This window comes from Pseudomonas sp. P1.31 (genome assembly GCF_001269815.1).
GTDB classification, from domain to species: Bacteria; Pseudomonadota; Gammaproteobacteria; order Pseudomonadales; family Pseudomonadaceae; genus Aquipseudomonas; species Aquipseudomonas rustica.
Genome location: NZ_LHVN01000019.1, coordinates 406753 through 425234 on the forward strand (window position 1 = coordinate 406753; position 18482 = coordinate 425234).

Sequence of the window (18482 nt, forward strand, 5' to 3'; positions counted from 1 at the left end):
TTCATATAGGGCGCTCCAGACTTTTTCGCGCTGATTGAAACTGACGACTCTGGTCACTGAAACGTGACCCCAGGCGAAAGCGATTGAAGCCGTGGCGATTCGTCCCCCGGTTTGATGAGACGGCTATGGACTGCGTTGCCACATGTGGATGTAGTCGATTTCGAAGGTGGAGGGCAGGTCAGCATCATCGACGATGCCGAACCACTTCCACATCGCCTCACTGTCAAAGACGATCTCCATGGGGAAGAAGAAGTGGCTGTTCTTCGATTCCCGCACCAGCACGCCATCGACGTACCAGCGCAGGGTGTCGGGCTGCCAGTCGAAGCCGTAGACATGGAAGTCTTCCGCCAGGCGCCATGGACTCAGCCAAATGCTGCCGTCGGCGATGTGTTCGCTGCTTTGCGGCGTGGCCCACAGGTGGGCGTTCATGTTGTACAAACGGTCGAGGGCGGCATTTTTGGTTTTGCCGCCGATTTCGAAAATGTCGATTTCGGTGGCGTTGTCCATCATGCCCGTCCACGCCAGCCAGAATGCGCTTGAGCCGGCGGAGTTCATCGGCTTGGCCCGTGCTTCGTAGTAACCGTAAAAACCGCGTTCAAGGGTGCGAACCATCGCTGAGGTGTAGTCCTTGAAACCGAGTTTGACGTACTTGTCGGGCAAGCTTTCTTTGCGGAAGACGATGTTCAGGTTGCCATCGTGGACAAAGGCATTGTTCGGCGAGTAAAGCGCCGGTTTACGTCCGAGCGATTCATTGCCGATGCCGTTATTGACGTGCCAGCGGGTGCGATCGAGGGCGGTGCCATTGAACTCGTCCGACAGGGTCGTGTTGAGCGTCCACTGACCGGCATTGGCCTGATCGGACAGCGGCAGATCGGGATTACTCCGCGTCGGCAACCGGCCTAGCGACCCCACGCGCGTCCAGGTATTGGCCACGCTGGGGACGGCCACTGACCACTTGTTTGCCAGGTAATGAAAGACTTGCTGGCGCTCGGCGAGGGAGGCAAACGCTCGGTCGTAAACCAGCACTTCGGCGATGTCGCCACGAAAGTTTTCGGCATTGCCCACGGCATTAAGACCAACCCCATACGGGCCAATCGGTACGTCGTAAAGCTCCAGCACGGACACCGTCGGCGCGTACGCGTCGGTCTGCGCCAGGCTGATGGCGATATTCGGCAGCACGTTATCGTTTTGCGACGGCTGCGGGCGTGAACTGAACAAGCGTTGCCAAGGGTCACTCCCGGCCTGTTCGGGCAGTCGGCGCGACACGATCAATACCGTCACCGGGCCTTTGGCGCTGCGCAGGGTCGTACCCAGAAACCCCGACTCACCAGTGAAACGCACCACCGGAAGGCTATTCAGTGCGTTCGCCATGCGCTGTGGCGGCGCGACGGCCTCGTCGACGCTGGCATCATTGCCCTTGCCGGATTTGTCCTTCCAATGCCGGACACGGTTCTGTCCGTCCAGGGTCATCGTTGACGGATCCGCCGCATCCAGCCACAGCACCAGCCCGGTGGTGGGTACAGCGGGCGGCGTCGATGCGGCGTTGCCCGCCATCGAAACCGCCAGCACGGCGATCAGCAAAGCGCCTCTAACGCTCATTTGACTGCAGTCAGCGTTGGCACTTCGAAGGAAGACTGATACCCCTGCGGATTACACGACTGCCACCGCCACGTATCGACAATCATCTGTTGCAGATCGCGTTGCGCCGTCCAGCCCAATTCGCGTCCAGCCTTGCCGGGGTCGGCCCAGCATTTTGCGATGTCACCCTCGCGTCGCGGGGCGAAACGGTAGGGAATGGTGATGCCGGTGATGTCTTCAAAGCTCTGGATGATCTGCAGCACGCTGTAGCCCACGCCGGTGCCGAGGTTCCAGAAATGGATGCCATTATTGCGCTGCAACACCAGCAGTGCCTTGAGGTGGCCGATGGCTAGGTCGACCACGTGGATGTAGTCGCGCACGCAGGTGCCGTCCACCGTGGGGTAATCGCTGCCGTACACCGTGAGTTCGGCAATCCGGCCAATGGCGACCTGGGTCAGACACGGCAACAGATTGTTGGGACGGCCTCGGGGATCTTCGCCGATCATTCCGCTTTCGTGGGCGCCAATCGGGTTGAAATAGCGTAATAAGCCGATGCTCCAGCGCGGGTCGGAGTGGCACAGATCGGTGAGTAACTCTTCGATCATCAGCTTGGTGCGGCCGTAGGGATTGACCGGTTTGCCGGTGCCGCAATCTTCGGCAATCGGTATCCGTGTCGGCTCGCCGTAGACCGTGGCCGAGGAGCTGAACACCAATTGAAAGACGTTATTGCGCGCCATCGCCCGGCACAGTTCAAGGGTGCCGGCGACGTTGTTGGTGTAGTAATCCAATGGCTTGCGCACGCTTTCTTCAACGGATTTGAGGCTGGCAAAATGCACCACGGCATCGATGTCATAGCGTCGGAAGATGTCGTCCAGCAGGGCCGCATCGCGGATATCGCCGTGGATGAAATCGACCCGCGTCAAGGTCAGTTGCTCAAGACGCTCGATGCACTCTCGACAGCTGTTGCTCAAATTGTCGAGCACCACCACGGGGTGACCGGCATTGATCAGTGCCAACGCGGTGTGTGAGCCAATGTAGCCGGCCCCTCCGGTAATCAAGGTCGTTTTGCGCATAGTGCGGGCTTCCTGTCTCAGGGAGTGAATTCAGCGGGAGGTAAAAACCGATTTGAATTCTTGCGGCCAGCGCGGGTGCATGACGCTATACGTCACGCCATAGCTCAGCGCGCCGATCACAACGTTGCCGATCAGGTGCAGGTAGCCCTGCAAACCTGAGTGTGCCGAGGCATACGAGACGGTGGCGGCCATCACCAGGGAGGCCGTCACGCTGCGGTAATTGGAGTCGAAGAACCGCTGCCAGCCGTAGCCGATGGCCGCATTGAGTCCACGGATTTGCAGGGGGGTGATGATCAGCATCCGCGCCAACAGGGCAATGGCGGCGGCCATGCCGCCATAAACGCTGCCAAAGCCGTAGACCAGCGCCAGCGCCAGAACGGTGGTGAGCACTTCCGCCTTGATCGTCAGCTGGCAGCGGTTGACCGCCACCAGTGCGGTAGTGGCGTACATGGCGGTGTTGCCAATGGCCACTGTGCAAGCCAGCACTTGCAGCAGGGGAATGGCTTCGGCCCACTTGGCGCCGAATATCAACAGGATGAGGTCGTTGGCCGTGAGCGCGATGCCGATGAACAACGGCGTCAACACGAAGCCGCTGACGGCGGTGGAATCGCCAAGGATCCCGAGCAGTCGTCCCGGCTCCGCACTGCGTCGTGAGAACACCGGCAGCGCATAACTGAGCAGGCCGTTATAAATGGCCGTGCGTGGCAGATCGATGATGCGCATTGCCATGTTGAACATGCCGACCGCATTCGCGCCGGCCGTCATCCCCAGCACCACGTTGACCCCGCGCTGCAGTGTCTGAGAACTCAGTGCGTTGATGGCAACCGGAGTGCCGGCCTTCAACAGTTCGCGCAAGAACCGAAGGTCTATATGAAACGCTATGCGCCGTGGCTCTGCGCGCATCAACACGATGATCGACACGAACTCCATGATCAGTGCCTGGGCAATCACCGCCCAGGCCCCCAATCCCCACAGCGCGACCGCGATGCCGCCAACACCGCCGAAGACTTTGCCCAGTAACGTACGCGACGCCAGCATCTTGAAATTGCCGCTGCGGCGCATCTGCGCCACATAGACCCTCGCCATCATGGTGAAGAGGATTTTCACCGAGGCCGCCGCCGTCATCCATCGCAGCAACGGATCCTGCGTGTACAGCATCACTGCGGCAGAAATGATCACGATGGACAACAGGCTGACGATGACCGACGCCCAGAAGGCCGTGCTGATGTGTTTTTCCTCCAGGCGCTCGAGGCGTACCAGCGGGTCTTCCAGCACCGATGAATACACCAGACCGACCAATTCGACGATGGCAATGATGATCGTGCCCACGCCCAACTCGGCGGGCGACAGCAGCCTGGCGTAGGCAACAAAGGTGATCATCGAGAGGAAGATCAGTCCGAATTTCTCGGTGAATATCCAGCCCAGTGTGATGAGGCGACGATTGGCCATGGCGGATACCGGTTCAATGAGCGGCGGTTGAAACCGTTGGCTTGCGCAATGTTTTGGCGCGGGCGTAGAGGTAGCGCAACGTCGGCTTACCGTGGTCGAAGATCAGGGTTTGCCAGGAATGCCGGAACATGCGCTGGTACACGTCGATCACTTCGACATGCTCGCCGCCTCGGGAAAATGTGTTGAGAAAATCGGTGTGGTTGCCCAGCACGAAGTCGATCTGTTGCTGCTTGCTCAACTGTGCGGCGTAACGGGCGAGGTAAACCTCAATGAAGCGGATCTTGTTCTGGTAGTACTTTTTCGGCTGCGCGGTCATGTTGCCGCTGTTGATCGAACGCTCCAGCAACACCTGCGGCACCGTGTGGATCTCCCAGTTTTCCGCGATTCGTGTCCACATGAAGCGGTCTTCGCTGTAACGCAGGCCCGCATCGAAGCCGCCGAGCTGCATGATCACATCGCGTTTGACCAGGGCCGCGGATACGCCGTTGACGACATTGGCGTGGATGAAATCGTAGAAGTGCATGCCGTTCTTCAGGCGGTTGTCCATTTGCCGCCTGCCGTCGCTGTAATTGACCTGCACATAGCAGTCGATCAGCCCCACCGGTCGGCCCTGACGAGTCAGTTCGTCGTACAGGGCCAGTTGCAGCTCCAGCTTTTGCGGACGCCATTGGTCGTCGGCATCCAGCATCGCCACGAACGTCTCCTGGCTGTGGCGCATGCCGTGGTTGCGCGCGCTGGACTGGCCTTCGTTGGCTTGTTGCAGCAACGTCAGGCGAAACGGCGCTTTGAAATCCCTGACCCGTTGCGGGCCGTCATCGGTGGAGCCGTCGTCGATGACGATGACGTGATCGGGCAGGCGGGTCTGGTCGGCCAGGGATGCCAGCGTTTGCTCGATACTGGCGGCGCCGTTGTACATCGGGATGACCACGCACACGGAATGCGCTGTACGGAGGACTGGGTTGGGCACGGTTGTTTCTCCTGCTGTTACGCCTTGGCTGAATCACGCGGAAATACGGCGCCAGCGCTAGGCTGACGCAGGGTGGCCGGTGATGACTCGGGGAATGTCGCGGGGTGACGCCGAAAGGACAGAGCGAGGGTGCAGAACACCAGGAACTCGGCGGATCGATAGTTGGGGATCACGTACGCCACGTAATTGGTGACGGCGAACAAACCGATGATCACCAGCGCGCTGGCGCGAAACTGTGCGGCCTGGTTCGCTGTTACGGCGCGGTATTGTTTGAGCAGCGCTTCGCCCAGCAGCAACACCAATGCCGCCAACTGAATCAAACCGCCGTTGAGCAGGGTTTCCATGTAGCCGCTGTGGGCGTTGCCGATGTAACCCCAACGCGTGATGAACGCGTCGGCATCAGGACTGGCCCAGAACGCGCCGTAGCCATAACCCTTGAGCCATTGCTGGTCGACATACGGCGCGAGCAGCTCCCAGATCAGCGTGCGGTCAGTCAGTGAGGGATCGCGGCCGGCCACCTCCAGCAGCCATGCAATGTGGTTGTACAGCAGCAGGCAAAACAGCATGAACACCAAGGTGCAACCGAGGAACAGCCACTGCGAGCGATTGATACGCAAGCGGATCAGCGTGAGGAAGTAGCCGTAGCTCGCCGTGCCGCAAATGATCAACGCCACGCCGGTGGCCGACTGGGCGAGCAGGATGGCGATCAGCGAAAAAAACGAGCAGAACAGCGCCCAGCGGTTGCCTTTGCGGATCATCGGCAGCAACAGCAGGATGGCGATCGCGTTGAGCCGTGCGCCGGCGTTCTTCTCGGCAAAAATCCCTTTGAATGCGCCGTCGCGGATCCCTCCGGACAGGAACGCGACGCTTGGCATGACCACGGCGAGTATCAAGCCGATCAACGCCGCCACGCCGATGGCACAGCCGAGCATGAAAGTGATTTTTTCCAGTGGGTAGTTGTAGGCAATGAACCCGGCAAAAAACACCACGCTGAGCATCGCGACGACGCGTTTGAGGCTCAGCATCGGGTCGTAAGACCAACCGATTGAGGCGATCACCGTGAGCAGGAACAGCAGCAGAAAGACGTTGCTGCGATAAAAGGTTTTGCTCAGGAAAACCTTGTTGCGGATAAAGAAGAACAGCGGCACCAACAGGGTGATGAGACCGCAGACCTGGTTGGCAACGCTGCCCTCGAGGTCGCGATCGACATCGCCGAAATTGAACCCTCCACCGAGGCCAAAGATAAAGGTGAGCACCTGGATGTAAAACAGCACACCGAACAGGGTGAAGCCATCCCGCAGCGTCGAATATCTGATCGCCAGTGTGTTCACGGTGATGGACTCCCCAGCAACGCATCGAGGTAGGACTGCACCGCTTTGGCATTCATGAATCGGGCGGCCGCCTGAAGGCGCAGATGACGTTGAAAATGGCGGGGGGTGGCGAGTTGCAGGGCAATCGCTTGCGCCAATGCCGGCGGGTCGTCGACGTCGACAAGCGGCGCAACCAGACCACCGATCAAAATGTCCTGAGGCCCATGGGGGCAGCGCGTCGCCACCACCGGAGTACCCGTCGACAACGCTTCAACCAGCGCGTTGGGGCTGCCTTCGAAGCGCGACGACAGCACAAAGCAATCGGCCGCCGCGACTTCCGCCAAGGGGTCGATGGTGTAACCGGGGAGGTCGACGCGATCGGCGACGCCCAATGTGCAGGCCAAATCAACGAGTCGAGACTTGAGCGCGCCTTCACCAAAAATGATCAAACGCACACGGCTGTCCGGCAACGCGGCGAACGCTCGGATCAGGGTGTCGAAGCCTTTTTGCGGCGCCAGGCGTCCGACCGCGACCACTACTGGGCCGGACTTTTCCCGCAACCATTGATGGCTGGGCCGCGCCGGTGTCTTCTCGCGAAAGTCGTTGTCGAGCACCGGGTTGTCGGCAGTGGTCACGTCCTGATGCCGCGCAATGGTGGTTTCGACCAGATCCAGCGCGACACCGCGCGAGACGCAGATCACCGGGTTGGGTATCAGCCGATACAGCAACGGAGCCAACAGATAAGCGACGCGCACCATGAAAGCGGGGTTGACGTGTTTGTCATGGGAAAAGGCATTGCGTTCGCTGACGTGCAAACGTGCGAGCGTGCCGGACAGTGCAGCCGCAGCGATCGCCACGACGTTGACGTGAGTGAGGGCCGCCAGTTGCGCATCAAAGCGATTGCGCCGAAGAAATCGCGCGAGTGCCGGCACCGCACGCACGCTGCGCGGGCTGTGCAATTCAACTTTTTTCACGCGCGGGTCGAGGTGCGCGGCGTTGACGCCGCCGCCGGTGAGCATCAACAACGTCACGTCGTTACCGGCGTCGACCAGTGCGCCGGCCAGTCGCGTCATCATTTTCTCGGCACCGCCGGCGCCCAGATCGTGCAGGATAATCAGCAATTTTTTCATTGGTTCCACACCTGGTAATAGGCCTGCGCGGCGTGCTGACTGGTGTACGGGCGGATGGCGTCAGTGATCATGGTTTCGCTGGGCCCAGCAGCATCCCGCGCTGACAGGCTTCGGAGCATTCCATCGGCCAGTGCCGGTACGTCGTTGACCTTGACCAAAAGGCCCAGTCGGCCGCCGTCGAGCAGCTCTCTGGGGCCTGTCTGGCAGTCGCAGGCAAGTACTGGCGTGCCCAGCGCCAAGGCCTCGATCAGTACGGTCGGCATGCCTTCATGCAGGGAACTCAGGATGAACAGGCGCGCGTGTCGGAGCAGGGGGTAGGGGTTATGCAAATAACCGGTGAAGTGCACCCGCTGCGCGACGCCCAGACGCTGGGCCTGCGCCGCTAACGCAGCGCGCAAGTGGCCGTCGCCGGCGATCACCAGATCCGGCAGCACCCGGCGGTGCAATGCCAAAGCGTAGGCATCGAGCAACAGGTGAAAGCCTTTTTGCTCGGTCAGTCGACCCAGCGCCAACCAATAGTCGCCGGGTAATCCTGCGGGCAGCGGCGCCTGCGCGGCTTGAAACAGTTGCTCGCTGATGACCGCGTTGGGGCAATAGCTGACGCGCTGCTGACCCCAAGGCAGCAAGTCGACAAGTGACTGGCGCAGCACCGTGGAAACCGTCACCACTTTTCCGCTGCCGCACAGGTACAAGGCATAGAGCAGGCGCAGGCTAGAAGGGCTGGTTTTTTGCTCAGTGCTATCGAGCGTCACGTGCCGGCTGTAGATGACTTTGCAGGCACTGCCCAAGGTGGCGAACCAGGTGCAGACGTTGGCCTGTTCCTTGGCGGAAATGAGATGAGTGACGTCCTCGCGATGAATCAGCCGGCGCAAAAGGATGATCGAACGGATCAACCCGGCGATGCCACTGCCACCACCGTTGTGATGACGCTGATCGCCTTCAGTGTCCGGCGTCTCACCGTTCATGACAAAGAAGCTCACCCGCTGGCCATCCTTGAGAAACTGCTCGGACAACCGTCGCTGGACGCGCTCGACGCCACCGCCCAACTTGAAATCCTTGAGGATAAACAGGATGTGCATGGTCATTCCCCAACGCTGATGGCGACTTTGTGCCGGGCCAGCATCGCCAGCAGCTGCACAAAGTTGCTGGGGTAATCGATGAGGTAGCGCTTGATCGTGTGGGGCTCGCGGTACATGCGATAAAACGCGCGCAAATGCAGGCGATTGATCAGTGCCGGGTAGTACTGCCGCGTTGCCAACGCTTCCTGACGAATGAACCCGCCACAGGTAAAAGCGACCCCGCGAAAGCCTGCCTGCAACGCATCCTGTTCGAACTGTTCCTGCAGTCCGGCGCCGAGGCCGACGATCAGGATGTCCGCTTCGCTGCGACAGATATCAGCCCTTATGCCTTCGGCCTGTTCGGCGTTGAAATAGCCATGGTGATAACCGGCGATGACCAGTTGCGGATAGAGGCTTTTGATCTTGAGGATGAACAGATCCAGCTCGGCTTGCCGGGCACCGACGAAGTACACACGCTTGCCCAGTTGTTCGGCACCGCTGAGCACGCGGTCGGCAATCGAGGTGAAGTCAAAACTGACCCGGCCGATCGTCCTGCCGGTCACGCGCGACATGAATGTCGACATGAGCATGCCGTCGCAAAAATAGGTAATGGTGCCCGGGTTCTGCTCGAACACGCTGCCGATGGAGGCGAAATTGATGAAGGAATACGCTTGGTTGGCGTCCAGTAAGTGCGGTGAGTAATGCCCGACCAATTCCAGTTTGAACATGGCGTGGCTCCTTTCAGATGACTGAAGGGGTTGGCCGCCCCACGGATACGTAGGTGAAGCCGCGCTTACTCAAGCGCTGCGGATCGAACAGATTGCGCCCATCGAAAATCAACGGGTGCTTGAGCTGCTCAGCAATCCGGTCGAAGTCCGGCGCACGAAACGCTTGCCACTCGGTGACGATGATCAGCGCGTCGGCATTTTTCAGCGCGGCTTCCTTGGTGCCCGCGAGCGTCAGGTCATCACGCGCGCCATAAATGCGCTGGGCCTCTTCCATGGCTTTCGGATCAAAGGCCTGGACGCTGGCGCCGGCCTGCCACAACGCCTCCATCAATACGCGGCTGGGCGCTTCGCGCATGTCGTCGGTATTGGGCTTGAAGCTCAACCCCCACAGGGCAAAGGTCTTGCCGCGCAGGTGACCTTCGAAGTGGTTGAACACCTTGCTGTACAGACTGGCTTTCTGCTCCTGGTTGCGTGACTCCACTGCCTTGAGCAGCCGAGCGTCAATGTCGACACTGGTCGCGGCATGGATCAGTGCCTTCACGTCTTTGGGAAAACACGAGCCGCCGTAGCCGAGGCCGGGATAGATAAACTGATAACCGATGCGGGGATCAGAGCCGATGCCGTGGCGCACCTTCTCGATGTCGGCGCCGAGTTTTTCCGCCAGACAGGCCATTTCGTTCATGAAACTGATCTTGGTCGCGAGCATGCAATTGGCGGCGTACTTGGTCAGTTCGGCACTGCGCACGTCCATGACGATGATTTTTTCGCGGCTGCGATTGAACGGCTCATACAGTTCACGCATGACCTCTTCAGCGCGCGGGCTATCGGTACCGACGATGATTCGGTCGGGGCGCATGCAGTCTTCGACCGCGCAGCCTTCCTTGAGAAATTCAGGATTGGAAACCACGTCGAACGTCAGATCGCCGCGATCATGGTCGGCCAGCACCTGCTCGACACACTCACGCACCCGGTCGCCCGTGCCCACCGGCACCGTGGACTTGTTGACGATGATGAGGTGACGATCCATGTTCAGCGCGACGGTTTGCGCCACGCTCAAGACGTATTTGAGGTCGGCTGATCCGTCCTCGTCTGGCGGAGTGCCGACGGCGATCAACAACACATCACCGTGTTGTACGGCTGCGGCCAGATCCGTACCGAAACGCAGTCGGCCACTCTTAAAGTTGTCGCGCACCAAGGTTTTCAGGCCCGGCTCGTAGATGGGCAGCGTGCCTTCTTTCAGCGCCTCCACCCTGGCAACATCGACGTCCACGCAGAGCACGTTGTGCCCCACCTCGGCCAGTGCAGCGCCTTGAACAAGGCCCACGTAACCAATACCGAATACGCTCACATTCATGGTCAAACCTCAGGTCGTTTGATGGGTGTCAACGCAGGGGCAGGGGCTGAAGCGCTCGGGCAGCGGTCAGTAGATGTTTTTCGAAAACAGCGTGAAGGGGGTTTTGAGGAGGATTTTCAGGTCGAGCCACAGCGACCATTGGTTGATGTAGTTGAGGTCTTGGGCGACGCGCAGCTGCATCTTTTCCACCGTCTCGGTTTCGCCGCGATGCCCGGTAATCTGGGCCAACCCGGTGATGCCCGGCTTGAGACGATGACGGGCCATGTAGGCGCGCACCTTGCCGGTGTAATAGAGGTTGTGGGTGACGGCATGCGGGCGCGGGCCAACCAGCGCCATCTGGCCGCAGACGACATTGAACAGCTGGGGCAACTCGTCGATGGAGGTGCTGCGCAGGAAGTGCCCGATTGACGTCAGTCGGTCATCGTTACGGGTGGCCTGACGCACCTCGCGGTCGTCGTGGACGCGCATCGACCGAAACTTCCAGACCTTGATCACTTCACCGTTGCAACCGTGGCGGTTTTGCTTGAACAGCACCGGGCCCGGCGAGGTCAGTTTGACCGCGGCCGCCACGCCCAACAGCAGCGGGCTGAGCAGAGCAATTGCCAGCGTGGCCAGGCTGCGCTCCAACAGATCCTTGCAAAGCAGGCTGGCAGGGTGCGAGCTGATCAGGCTTTCATTGAGGTAAATGGCGGGCATTCGCTCGATTTCCGAGATCGAATGGTTGAGGAGCATCATGCTGCCAAAATCAGGTATCCACACGACGTCGACATTCATGTCCAGCAGGTCGATGTAGAGCGCTTCAATGGTCGCGGCATGGGCCAGGGTCAGCACGATATACACGCGGCGCACTTCCCGGCGCGTGATGATTTCGCGGATCGCATCGACGTGGCCGAGCAGCGGCAAAATGCTCGGCGCCGGGCCGCTGTCATCGGCTGTGGCGATGAAGCCCAGCACCAATGCGCGGTTCGGTCTGGAGAGTTTCTTCGCCAGCTCGTGGGCGGTCGGGCAGGTGCCGATGATCACTGCACGACGCCCGTTGCACACCCTGCGCGAGTGCAGCCTGGCGAAGTAATGCAGCGGCAGAAAACTCAACGCCTGCACCACGAAACCCAGCACCGCCCAAATCATGATCACCTGGCGCGAATAAATCGCACTGGTCTGGGTGCTAAAAGCAATCGCGGCGAGCACGGCCAGCAGGATCAACCAGCCAGCCAGCAACCTGCCGAGTCCGACCAACAGTCCATGGCGCTTGTGGTAGACCTGCATCACGCTGTAAATCGGCACTGAACCGAGCACGGTCAGAATGATCAGGACGCGGTATTCGCTGGTCAGGCTGCCGACGCGCCAATACACCAACAGCATCAGCAGCGAGGTGGCCAGCGCCAGCGCACAGGCCCACTGGCCCCAGAACGTTAGGCCGCGGCGGTGCGTCATATGAGCGGTATAAAGCGGCGTCATGGGCTTAACCTCAGGCAACAGTTATCCATCAGCGCTGATCGGCCAAACACGAGGTGTCTTCCGCAGGCTGTTCCGTGGTCAGGCAGAGGTGACGCGAATAAGTGATGGCGAAACGGGGCGTAGCGGCAGGCGTGTCAGCCCGCAATTATCTGGGCGCGAAGTCGTAGTCGTAGAACGCCCGGGAGTGGTGATAGCCGTACTTGCGTGCCTTGCGCAGATCCACCTGGTTGAGGACGGAGCCAAACACCGGCACTTGGCTCTGCTGCAACATGGCGATTCCCCGCTGAACCTGGCTGACTGGCGTGCTGTCGGCCTTGACCACATAGATCACGGCATCCGAATGCTTGGCCAGCAGCAACGCGTCGCTGATCATCTCGGCAGGCGGGGAATCGATAATGATGTGGCGATACCGCGACCGCAGCACCTCCAGCATCCGCGCCATGCGCGGCGAGCTGAGCAAATCCTGCGGTGGTGGCTGCAACGCCGGGTTGAGCGCAGCGGCAGGGGATGGCAAGCGCGGCGCCGTGAGCATGTCCAGCGCAGGCGGGAGGACTTTCCCGGCCGGCAACATGTCCAGATTGCCCACCGAAACAATGCAGTCTTCGAGTCGGGCGGTGCCGGCAATGACATTCGCCAGTCCCGGGCTGTCCGGTGGGAAATCAAAGTTCAGCGAGAGCGTGGGCTGACGCATGTCGGCGTCGATCAGCAGCACACGCTCGAGCGACGTCAGGGAACTGGCCAGATTGGTGGCGATGGTGCTCTTACCTTCACCTGCAACCGTCGACGTCACCAGAACAACCTGCGAAGGCATTTCACTGCTTTGCAGCATCAACCAGGTGCGCAGATTACGAATCGTCTCGGAAAAGCGCGGGTTGTCGTTGTCGGCAAACAAGCGTGCCAGTTGCCGGCGGGTTTTCTTGGTCACCAACGGCACGACGCTGAGCAGCGGAATGTTCAGCATGCTTTCGATCGACTCGTCGGTTTTGAAGGTGTTGCTCAGACTGTCGAACAGCAGTGCCAGCGCGACACCGATCACCGCCGCGATCAAACCGACGATGGCGACGATCAGCGTTTTACGCGGTTTGCTCGCATCGACGGGAACAATGGCCGGGTCGACGATACGGACTTTTGTCGAGTCCATGTCGGCGGTGGCAGTGGTTTCTTTCAAGCGGGTGACGAAGGTTTCATAGAGCGCTCGTGAGCTGTCGACCTCGCGCTGGAACTCGCGCAACTGAAACTCTTTGCGCGCGATGTCCTGAATTTGCGCCTTGTTGCTGTTAAAGGATTGGCGCAGCGACGCCTCGCTCGCCGTGGCGAGTTGGTATTGCCGCTCTATGCCGGCCACCACTTGCTGCACCTGTAATTGCAGGCTGGTGGTCGCGGTACGCAGTTCGGATTGCGCCGAGAGCAGGCTCGGATGTTTGGGGCCGTAGCGACCTGCCAATTCATCAACCTTGGCTTGGGCGAGGGCGCGATCCGCCTGGAATTTCTGCACCAACGGATTGCTCAAGACCGCCGGTACGCTGGACAGTCGGCTCAGATCGCCGTTGCCCAACGCCTTCGCCTGGCGGTACTCGCTTTCCGCTTCTGCGCGGTTACGCCGGGCATCAACCATGCGATTACCGGTCATTTCCAGTTCATTGGCGCTGATGGTGGCCACCCCGCCAACGTCGACCAGACCTTGCTCTTCGCGATAGCCCTGAAGCTTTTTCTCGGCAGCACGCAAATTGTCGCGCAGCTTGACCAACCGGGTGTTCATCCAGGCGGTGGTGGTTTGCGACGACTTCTCGCTGGTGTCGAGCTGGCTGTCGGTAAAGCCCTGAGCCAATGCGTTGGCCGCCGCTGCTGCCAGAGCGGGATCGGGCATCTCGACCTCGATCTCGAGCAATTGGCTCTTGCCGACGAACTTGACGCTGGTGTGCAGCATGAGGTTTTGCGTGACCTCATTGAAGGCGTCTTCCTCAGTCGGTGCCTCGTTGGGCGGTAAAAAGCGGCTCCAGCCAGGGATCCATTGGTCAAGGTCAAGCCCGCCCAGCCAATCGCGCGGCGTAAACCAGGGCTTCGGTTGCTGACGCGGGTCGGTAATCGGGTTGCTGGTCAGACCGAGCTTTTTCACCGCGCGCTCGGCTAGATCGCGCGATTGCAACAGCGCCTGTTGGGTCTGCAAGTAATCAGTGGCGTTGCCGCTGGAATCCTTGACCTGCTGGAACGACATCAGCGGCGGCGTTTTATCGTTGAACAGCAGGGTGGTGCTGCCGATGTATTGCGGGGTGATGGTGGAAACCACCGCTGCCGCCAGCAGAGCGCTGAGCACAACCCCCCAGCCGATGGCCCATTTGGCGCGCCAGATGACCCTCCAGAGTTTGAGAAGATCCAGGGTGTCCTTGTCTTCGCTGTACTGCTGATGCAGATGCGCTTGGAGAGGACGTTCGACGTAGGTGCTAGGGCTGTTGTCCATGATTAGAAAAAGCCTTGTGCAATGGAAATGGTGTCGCCGGGAGCAATCGTGGTGTTTCGCGTAACGTTATCGGTGAGGGTCGAGCCACCGTCGCCGCGCATGATGGTCACGCGCTTGATCGAGGCCCGCTCGGTCAGGCCGCCGCCCAACGCGATGGCTTTCTCCAGTGTCAGGCCCGGTACGAAGGGGTAGCTGCCGGGTTTTTGCACTTCGCCATTGATGTAGAAAGCCCGGTATTCAATCTGGCTCAGGCTGACTTTCGGATCGATCAGGTAACCCTGTTTGAGCCCGTCCACGATGATTTTTTCAACCTGGCCCGGGGTCAGTCCTTTGGCGGAAATTTCGCCCAGAAACGGATAGGAAAAGGTGCCCGCGTCGCTGAGGCGGATCTTTTTCAGACTCAACTCCGGTTCACCGAACACGATGATGCGCAAGACATCGCCGGCAGCCAGTTTGTATTGAGTGCCCGGATCCGCAGCAAAAACGGAGGGTACAAACGCCAGCGCAAACAAAAAGAAAAGACCGTGCCTGTTCATGTCGATACCCTCTTAAAGGCTGACGTTGAAGCTGATCTGAAACACGTTGCGGGTGAAGCTTTCATCGTCGGCATCGGAATCGTTGTCGCGATATCGATAGCCGAGTTCGATGTCCAGCCATCGGCGCATCGCGTACACCACCGCCAGGTTGTAGTCCTGAAAGTTGTCGGTGCGGCTTTGGCCTTCGTAGACATAACGGCCGATCCCGGCCTGCGCCACCGTGGTGATCCGTTCCGTCCAGCCATGACGCCAACCGACCTGGGTGAACGTCGACTTCACTGCCTCCGCGCCATCGTCACCCTCGGCGAGTGCCTGGCGGGCGACAAAGGTAAACGTTGAATAAGTGCGCGGTTTCCATTGCAGATCCACCTGCCAGGTGGGGTTGTCGAGGTCTTTGGATTCGCTGTTGTCGAAGTTCTTTTTTTCATAGCCCACACGCACTTTGCCCGTCGTGCGTGCCGTGAAATCCCAGACGGCACCGGCCAGTACGGCATCGGAGTTACTGCTGCGCGGACTGTCGGCTTGCAGGTAATCAAAATGGGTGTGGTCATATTCCAGCAAGCCTCGGGTGTTACTACCGATACGGTGGTACCAGGTGCTGGTGAGTGCGGTGGTATCACGTTCTTTGTCGTCGTTGATGCCGTCGCCATTGTCGTAACGAAGTTCGGCGTAATTGGCCCCGACATCGATTTGATTGTCCGCGCTCTTGGCGCCAAAGGTGTAAAGACCGCCGACGCGTTTGTTGTTGAGCTTATCGTTGATGCCTTCGACCGCCGTCGATTCGGTGCGCTCCCATTTGCGGTATTCCGCTTCGAGCTTCAGGCGATGGCGATCGGTGAACTCCATGACACTTTCCGCGCGCACGCGCTGTGCGGTGTTCGAGGCATCCGACTCGTCGTGATAAATGTAGCGAGTGGGCTGCCAGATCAATCGCGTGGCGCTGTTGCGATCTTCGGCCTTGAGTTCGAAGGTGGGCGCCAACTTGGTGATCATTGAGGACTTTTTGTTGTTTTCCACTTCGCGAAAGTTGTCGTCGTAACTTTCCGAGAACAGGAAAGATGGCGTGAAGTCGAACCCGTACACATCAATGGCTTGCGGATTAATACTCCAGGCCATTCCGGGATAGAGAGAGGCCATAATCAGTGCGACAGGGCATCGTGACTTCAAGGCCATGTTTAAGCTCCTGAGCAAAGGCAGAAAAGACACGTCGTCATTGGCAGGGCTGAAAGGCGCGCGGTTGACGCTCGATAACGCTGCGTGGCAAGCAGACCGATTGCTCCCGGTTGAGAAACTGCAGCAGCAGCATTACGCGGTCGTTGCCGTGCAAAGCGAGGAAGACACCCTCGAGTGGCGATAGCGGGCCACTGATGATTTGCAAAGGCTCGCCGGGCCGCAGGGCCTCGTCTGTCGCCATCTCCGACGCCAGGCAACGCCCACGCAGATGCTCGATGACGTGCTCTGCCACCGTCGCAGGACCATGATTGAATTCGACAACTCGACTGACGCCACGCGTGGAGCGCAAGGGTGCCCAGTTGTCATTTCGGCTGAGTTGGATAAACAAATATCCGGGGAACAGTGATTCCGACACCCGCTGTCGTTTCCCGCGAATAACGCGCTCACGGACAAGCTGGGGGTGGTAGACCACGTAATTCTGCTGAAGCAGATTCAGGTGGGCACGTTCATCCTGGCGGGGTTTGCATTGCAACAAGTACCAATTAGGTCGATCCGGGCTGGTGACTGGCATGCTGGTAAACTCTGGAATGATCGAAAGTTTAAGCAGGCAGGCGCTCAATTTGAGGGCGATGAAGAGACCATTGGCAAAAGATTGTTTTTATGATGTAACGCGAGAAGTGTTTCATTAATGAATCAATTAACGAGTCATTAAGGTGCACAGCGGAGGAGTGTGACGCTATTGTGTGCAACGTATTGGGTTTAAGGCATAGCCCAACTTCTTTAGAGACAAAGCTACCGCACGGTCTGCATATTGCAGTACGGGTGAGGTGTCGCCAAGTCGTTGTCTCTATAATGCCGTTTGTCGAGTCAATATAAACTCGCGCCTTATACAGCGAGACCTCGGTAGTTATCGGCCAGCCTGTGCAATCTGTCAAACGTTAGCAGTCAAAAAACTCGCCATTTGTCCAATAACGAGCTTGTTCGAGCATAGGCTGCTGATTTTATTCTTTATTTTTTCTGGCATATCGAACAAAATTTTCTGTATTTAAGGGGCGCGGCTATTGGAAGAATGCGATAGCCGGTTCCCCATAGTTGGGGGTCAATATAAAGTCTGGACGTCATTTCCCTAACGACGTTATAACTAATCGTCTACCAGATTGATGGGAGCAGGGACTATGACCGTTCTTGTGACAGGTGCTGCGGGCTTCATCGGATATCACACGGTCAAACGATTGTCTCTGGAGGGCCATACAGTAATAGGCATCGATAACCTCAATGACTATTACAGCGTGGCGCTTAAACAGGCACGGCTCAACGAGTTGACCGACGTGAAAGGATTCCGTTTCCAAACGATGGATATTGTTGATAAACCGGCCTTGATGGCGCTGTTCGAGGAGGAAGGTTTTAGCGAGGTTATCCACCTCGCCGCACAGGCGGGTGTTCGTTACTCGTTGGATAATCCGGATGTGTATGGGCAGTCGAATCTGGTGGGTTTTTTGAATGTGCTGGAAGCCTGCCGACATTACCCACCCGCGCATCTGATCTACGCGTCGAGCAGTTCCGTTTATGGAGCCAACAGCAACTTACCCTACCGGGTCGATGACGCAGTGGAACTGCCGGTTTCCCTGTATGCCGCGACCAAGCGCGCCAACGAGTTGCTGGCCGCCAGCTACTGCCATCTCTACGGCCTGAAGGCCAGCGGGCTGCGTTTTTTTACCGTTTACGGGCCTTGGGGGCGACCGGACATGGCGCTGTTCAAATTCACCGAAGCGATCCTCGGCGGCCTGCCGGTTGATATTTACAACCATGGCCAGATGGCGCGGGACTTCACCTACATCGATGACATTGTCGAAAGCATCGCCCGACTGTTTCCAAAGCCGCCGTTACCAGCCAAGGACGCCGCGGGCGTCAACCGTATTTTCAATATTGGGCGCGGCAGCCCGGTCGCGTTGCTGGACTTTGTTGATTGCCTGGAGAGGGCCTTGGGCAGAAAAGCTCATCGCAACTTTTTGCCGATGCAGGCGGGCGATGTCGTCAAGACCTGGGCAGACGTTTCGGCGCTGGCCGAGTGGATCGGCTTTTCTCCGCAGGTGGAAGTCGAGGCGGGCGTGGGGGAGTTTGTCAGGTGGTATCGCCAGTTTTATCAGGTTTGAGTCTTGGCGGTGATGCTGTTCATATCAATGCTCCACGCGAGTTTCGTCTGGCTGATA

The 18482-nt window shown here is 58.9% G+C and carries 15 protein-coding genes; 1 reads left to right on the forward strand and 14 read right to left on the reverse strand.

The window, feature by feature from the left end; all coding sequences use genetic code 11:
* Positions 1-123 precede the first annotated feature (123 nt).
* The 14 genes from AD669_RS12605 to rfaH all read right to left on the reverse strand — a co-directional run bounded on the left by AD669_RS12605 (position 124) and on the right by rfaH (position 16843).
* Positions 124-1599, reverse strand: coding sequence for a family 16 glycosylhydrolase (locus AD669_RS12605; RefSeq protein ID WP_053120157.1), 1476 nt, complete (start codon positions 1597-1599; stop codon positions 124-126).
* The gene (gene galE / locus AD669_RS12610) at positions 1596-2651 is read right to left on the reverse strand and encodes a UDP-glucose 4-epimerase GalE (RefSeq protein WP_053120159.1); all 1056 of its coding nucleotides are present in this window, start codon (positions 2649-2651) and stop codon (positions 1596-1598) included. The genes AD669_RS12605 and galE overlap by 4 nt, the downstream gene beginning before the upstream one ends.
* A gap of 30 nt (positions 2652-2681) precedes the next feature.
* Positions 2682-4100, reverse strand: a complete 1419-nt coding sequence (locus AD669_RS12615) for an oligosaccharide flippase family protein (RefSeq protein WP_053120161.1) — start codon at positions 4098-4100, stop codon at positions 2682-2684.
* A 13-nt stretch (positions 4101-4113) separates the two neighbouring features.
* The gene (locus tag AD669_RS12620; RefSeq protein WP_053120163.1) at positions 4114-5067 is read right to left on the reverse strand and encodes a glycosyltransferase family 2 protein; all 954 of its coding nucleotides are present in this window, start codon (positions 5065-5067) and stop codon (positions 4114-4116) included.
* 17 nt (positions 5068-5084) lie between these two features.
* Complete coding sequence (locus AD669_RS12625) at positions 5085-6398, reverse strand: O-antigen ligase (protein ID WP_053120165.1); 1314 nt, start codon at positions 6396-6398, stop codon at positions 5085-5087.
* A complete protein-coding gene (locus tag AD669_RS12630) occupies positions 6395-7507 on the reverse strand; it encodes a glycosyltransferase (protein ID WP_053120167.1) in 1113 nt (370 codons plus the stop codon). Before AD669_RS12630 ends, AD669_RS12625 begins: the two co-directional genes overlap by 4 nt.
* Positions 7504-8586, reverse strand: a complete 1083-nt coding sequence (locus AD669_RS12635; RefSeq protein ID WP_053120169.1) for a glycosyltransferase — start codon at positions 8584-8586, stop codon at positions 7504-7506. Before AD669_RS12635 ends, AD669_RS12630 begins: the two co-directional genes overlap by 4 nt.
* Before the next feature lie 2 nt (positions 8587-8588).
* Positions 8589-9293, reverse strand: a complete 705-nt coding sequence (locus AD669_RS12640) for a WecB/TagA/CpsF family glycosyltransferase (protein ID WP_053120171.1) — start codon at positions 9291-9293, stop codon at positions 8589-8591.
* Positions 9294-9306: 13 nt separating this feature from the next.
* Positions 9307-10647, reverse strand: a complete 1341-nt coding sequence (locus AD669_RS12645; protein ID WP_053120173.1) for a UDP-glucose/GDP-mannose dehydrogenase family protein — start codon at positions 10645-10647, stop codon at positions 9307-9309.
* 66 nt (positions 10648-10713) lie between these two features.
* Positions 10714-12105 (reverse strand): undecaprenyl-phosphate glucose phosphotransferase, encoded by a 1392-nt coding sequence (locus tag AD669_RS12650; protein ID WP_053120176.1) that lies wholly within the window; start codon positions 12103-12105, stop codon positions 10714-10716.
* 145 nt (positions 12106-12250) lie between these two features.
* Positions 12251-14563 carry a GNVR domain-containing protein gene (locus AD669_RS12655; protein ID WP_053120178.1) on the reverse strand — a complete coding sequence of 771 codons (2313 nt, stop codon included), beginning with the start codon at positions 14561-14563 and terminating at the stop codon, positions 12251-12253.
* Positions 14564-14565: 2 nt separating this feature from the next.
* A complete protein-coding gene (locus tag AD669_RS12660) occupies positions 14566-15099 on the reverse strand; it encodes a polysaccharide biosynthesis/export family protein (protein WP_053120180.1) in 534 nt (177 codons plus the stop codon).
* A 12-nt stretch (positions 15100-15111) separates the two neighbouring features.
* Positions 15112-16272, reverse strand: a complete 1161-nt coding sequence (locus AD669_RS12665) for an outer membrane beta-barrel protein (RefSeq protein ID WP_053120182.1) — start codon at positions 16270-16272, stop codon at positions 15112-15114.
* 37 nt (positions 16273-16309) lie between these two features.
* Complete coding sequence (gene rfaH, locus AD669_RS12670) at positions 16310-16843, reverse strand: transcription/translation regulatory transformer protein RfaH (protein WP_053120184.1); 534 nt, start codon at positions 16841-16843, stop codon at positions 16310-16312.
* 604 nt (positions 16844-17447) lie between these two features.
* Between rfaH and AD669_RS12675 the strand changes: the two genes are divergently transcribed.
* Positions 17448-18425, forward strand: a complete 978-nt coding sequence (locus AD669_RS12675) for an NAD-dependent epimerase/dehydratase family protein (protein WP_053120187.1) — start codon at positions 17448-17450, stop codon at positions 18423-18425.
* Positions 18426-18482: the final 57 nt, after the last annotated feature.

Bases quoted from the DNA above. Each gene is read 5' to 3' on its own strand.
- AD669_RS12605 (WP_053120157.1), bottom strand. From the start codon at position 1,599: ATGAGCGTTAGAGGCGCTTTGCTGATCGCCGTGCTGGCGGTTTCGATG.
- galE (WP_053120159.1), bottom strand. From the start codon at position 2,651: ATGCGCAAAACGACCTTGATTACCGGAGGGGCCGGCTACATTGGCTCA.
- AD669_RS12615 (WP_053120161.1), bottom strand. From the start codon at position 4,100: ATGGCCAATCGTCGCCTCATCACACTGGGCTGGATATTCACCGAGAAA.
- AD669_RS12630 (WP_053120167.1), bottom strand. From the start codon at position 7,507: ATGAAAAAATTGCTGATTATCCTGCACGATCTGGGCGCCGGCGGTGCC.
- AD669_RS12635 (WP_053120169.1), bottom strand. From the start codon at position 8,586: ATGCACATCCTGTTTATCCTCAAGGATTTCAAGTTGGGCGGTGGCGTC.
- AD669_RS12640 (WP_053120171.1), bottom strand. From the start codon at position 9,293: ATGTTCAAACTGGAATTGGTCGGGCATTACTCACCGCACTTACTGGAC.
- AD669_RS12645 (WP_053120173.1), bottom strand. From the start codon at position 10,647: ATGAATGTGAGCGTATTCGGTATTGGTTACGTGGGCCTTGTTCAAGGC.
- AD669_RS12650 (WP_053120176.1), bottom strand. From the start codon at position 12,105: ATGACGCCGCTTTATACCGCTCATATGACGCACCGCCGCGGCCTAACG.
- AD669_RS12655 (WP_053120178.1), bottom strand. From the start codon at position 14,563: ATGGACAACAGCCCTAGCACCTACGTCGAACGTCCTCTCCAAGCGCAT.
- AD669_RS12660 (WP_053120180.1), bottom strand. From the start codon at position 15,099: ATGAACAGGCACGGTCTTTTCTTTTTGTTTGCGCTGGCGTTTGTACCC.
- AD669_RS12665 (WP_053120182.1), bottom strand. From the start codon at position 16,272: ATGGCCTTGAAGTCACGATGCCCTGTCGCACTGATTATGGCCTCTCTC.
- rfaH (WP_053120184.1), bottom strand. From the start codon at position 16,843: ATGCCAGTCACCAGCCCGGATCGACCTAATTGGTACTTGTTGCAATGC.
- AD669_RS12675 (WP_053120187.1), top strand. From the start codon at position 17,448: ATGACCGTTCTTGTGACAGGTGCTGCGGGCTTCATCGGATATCACACG.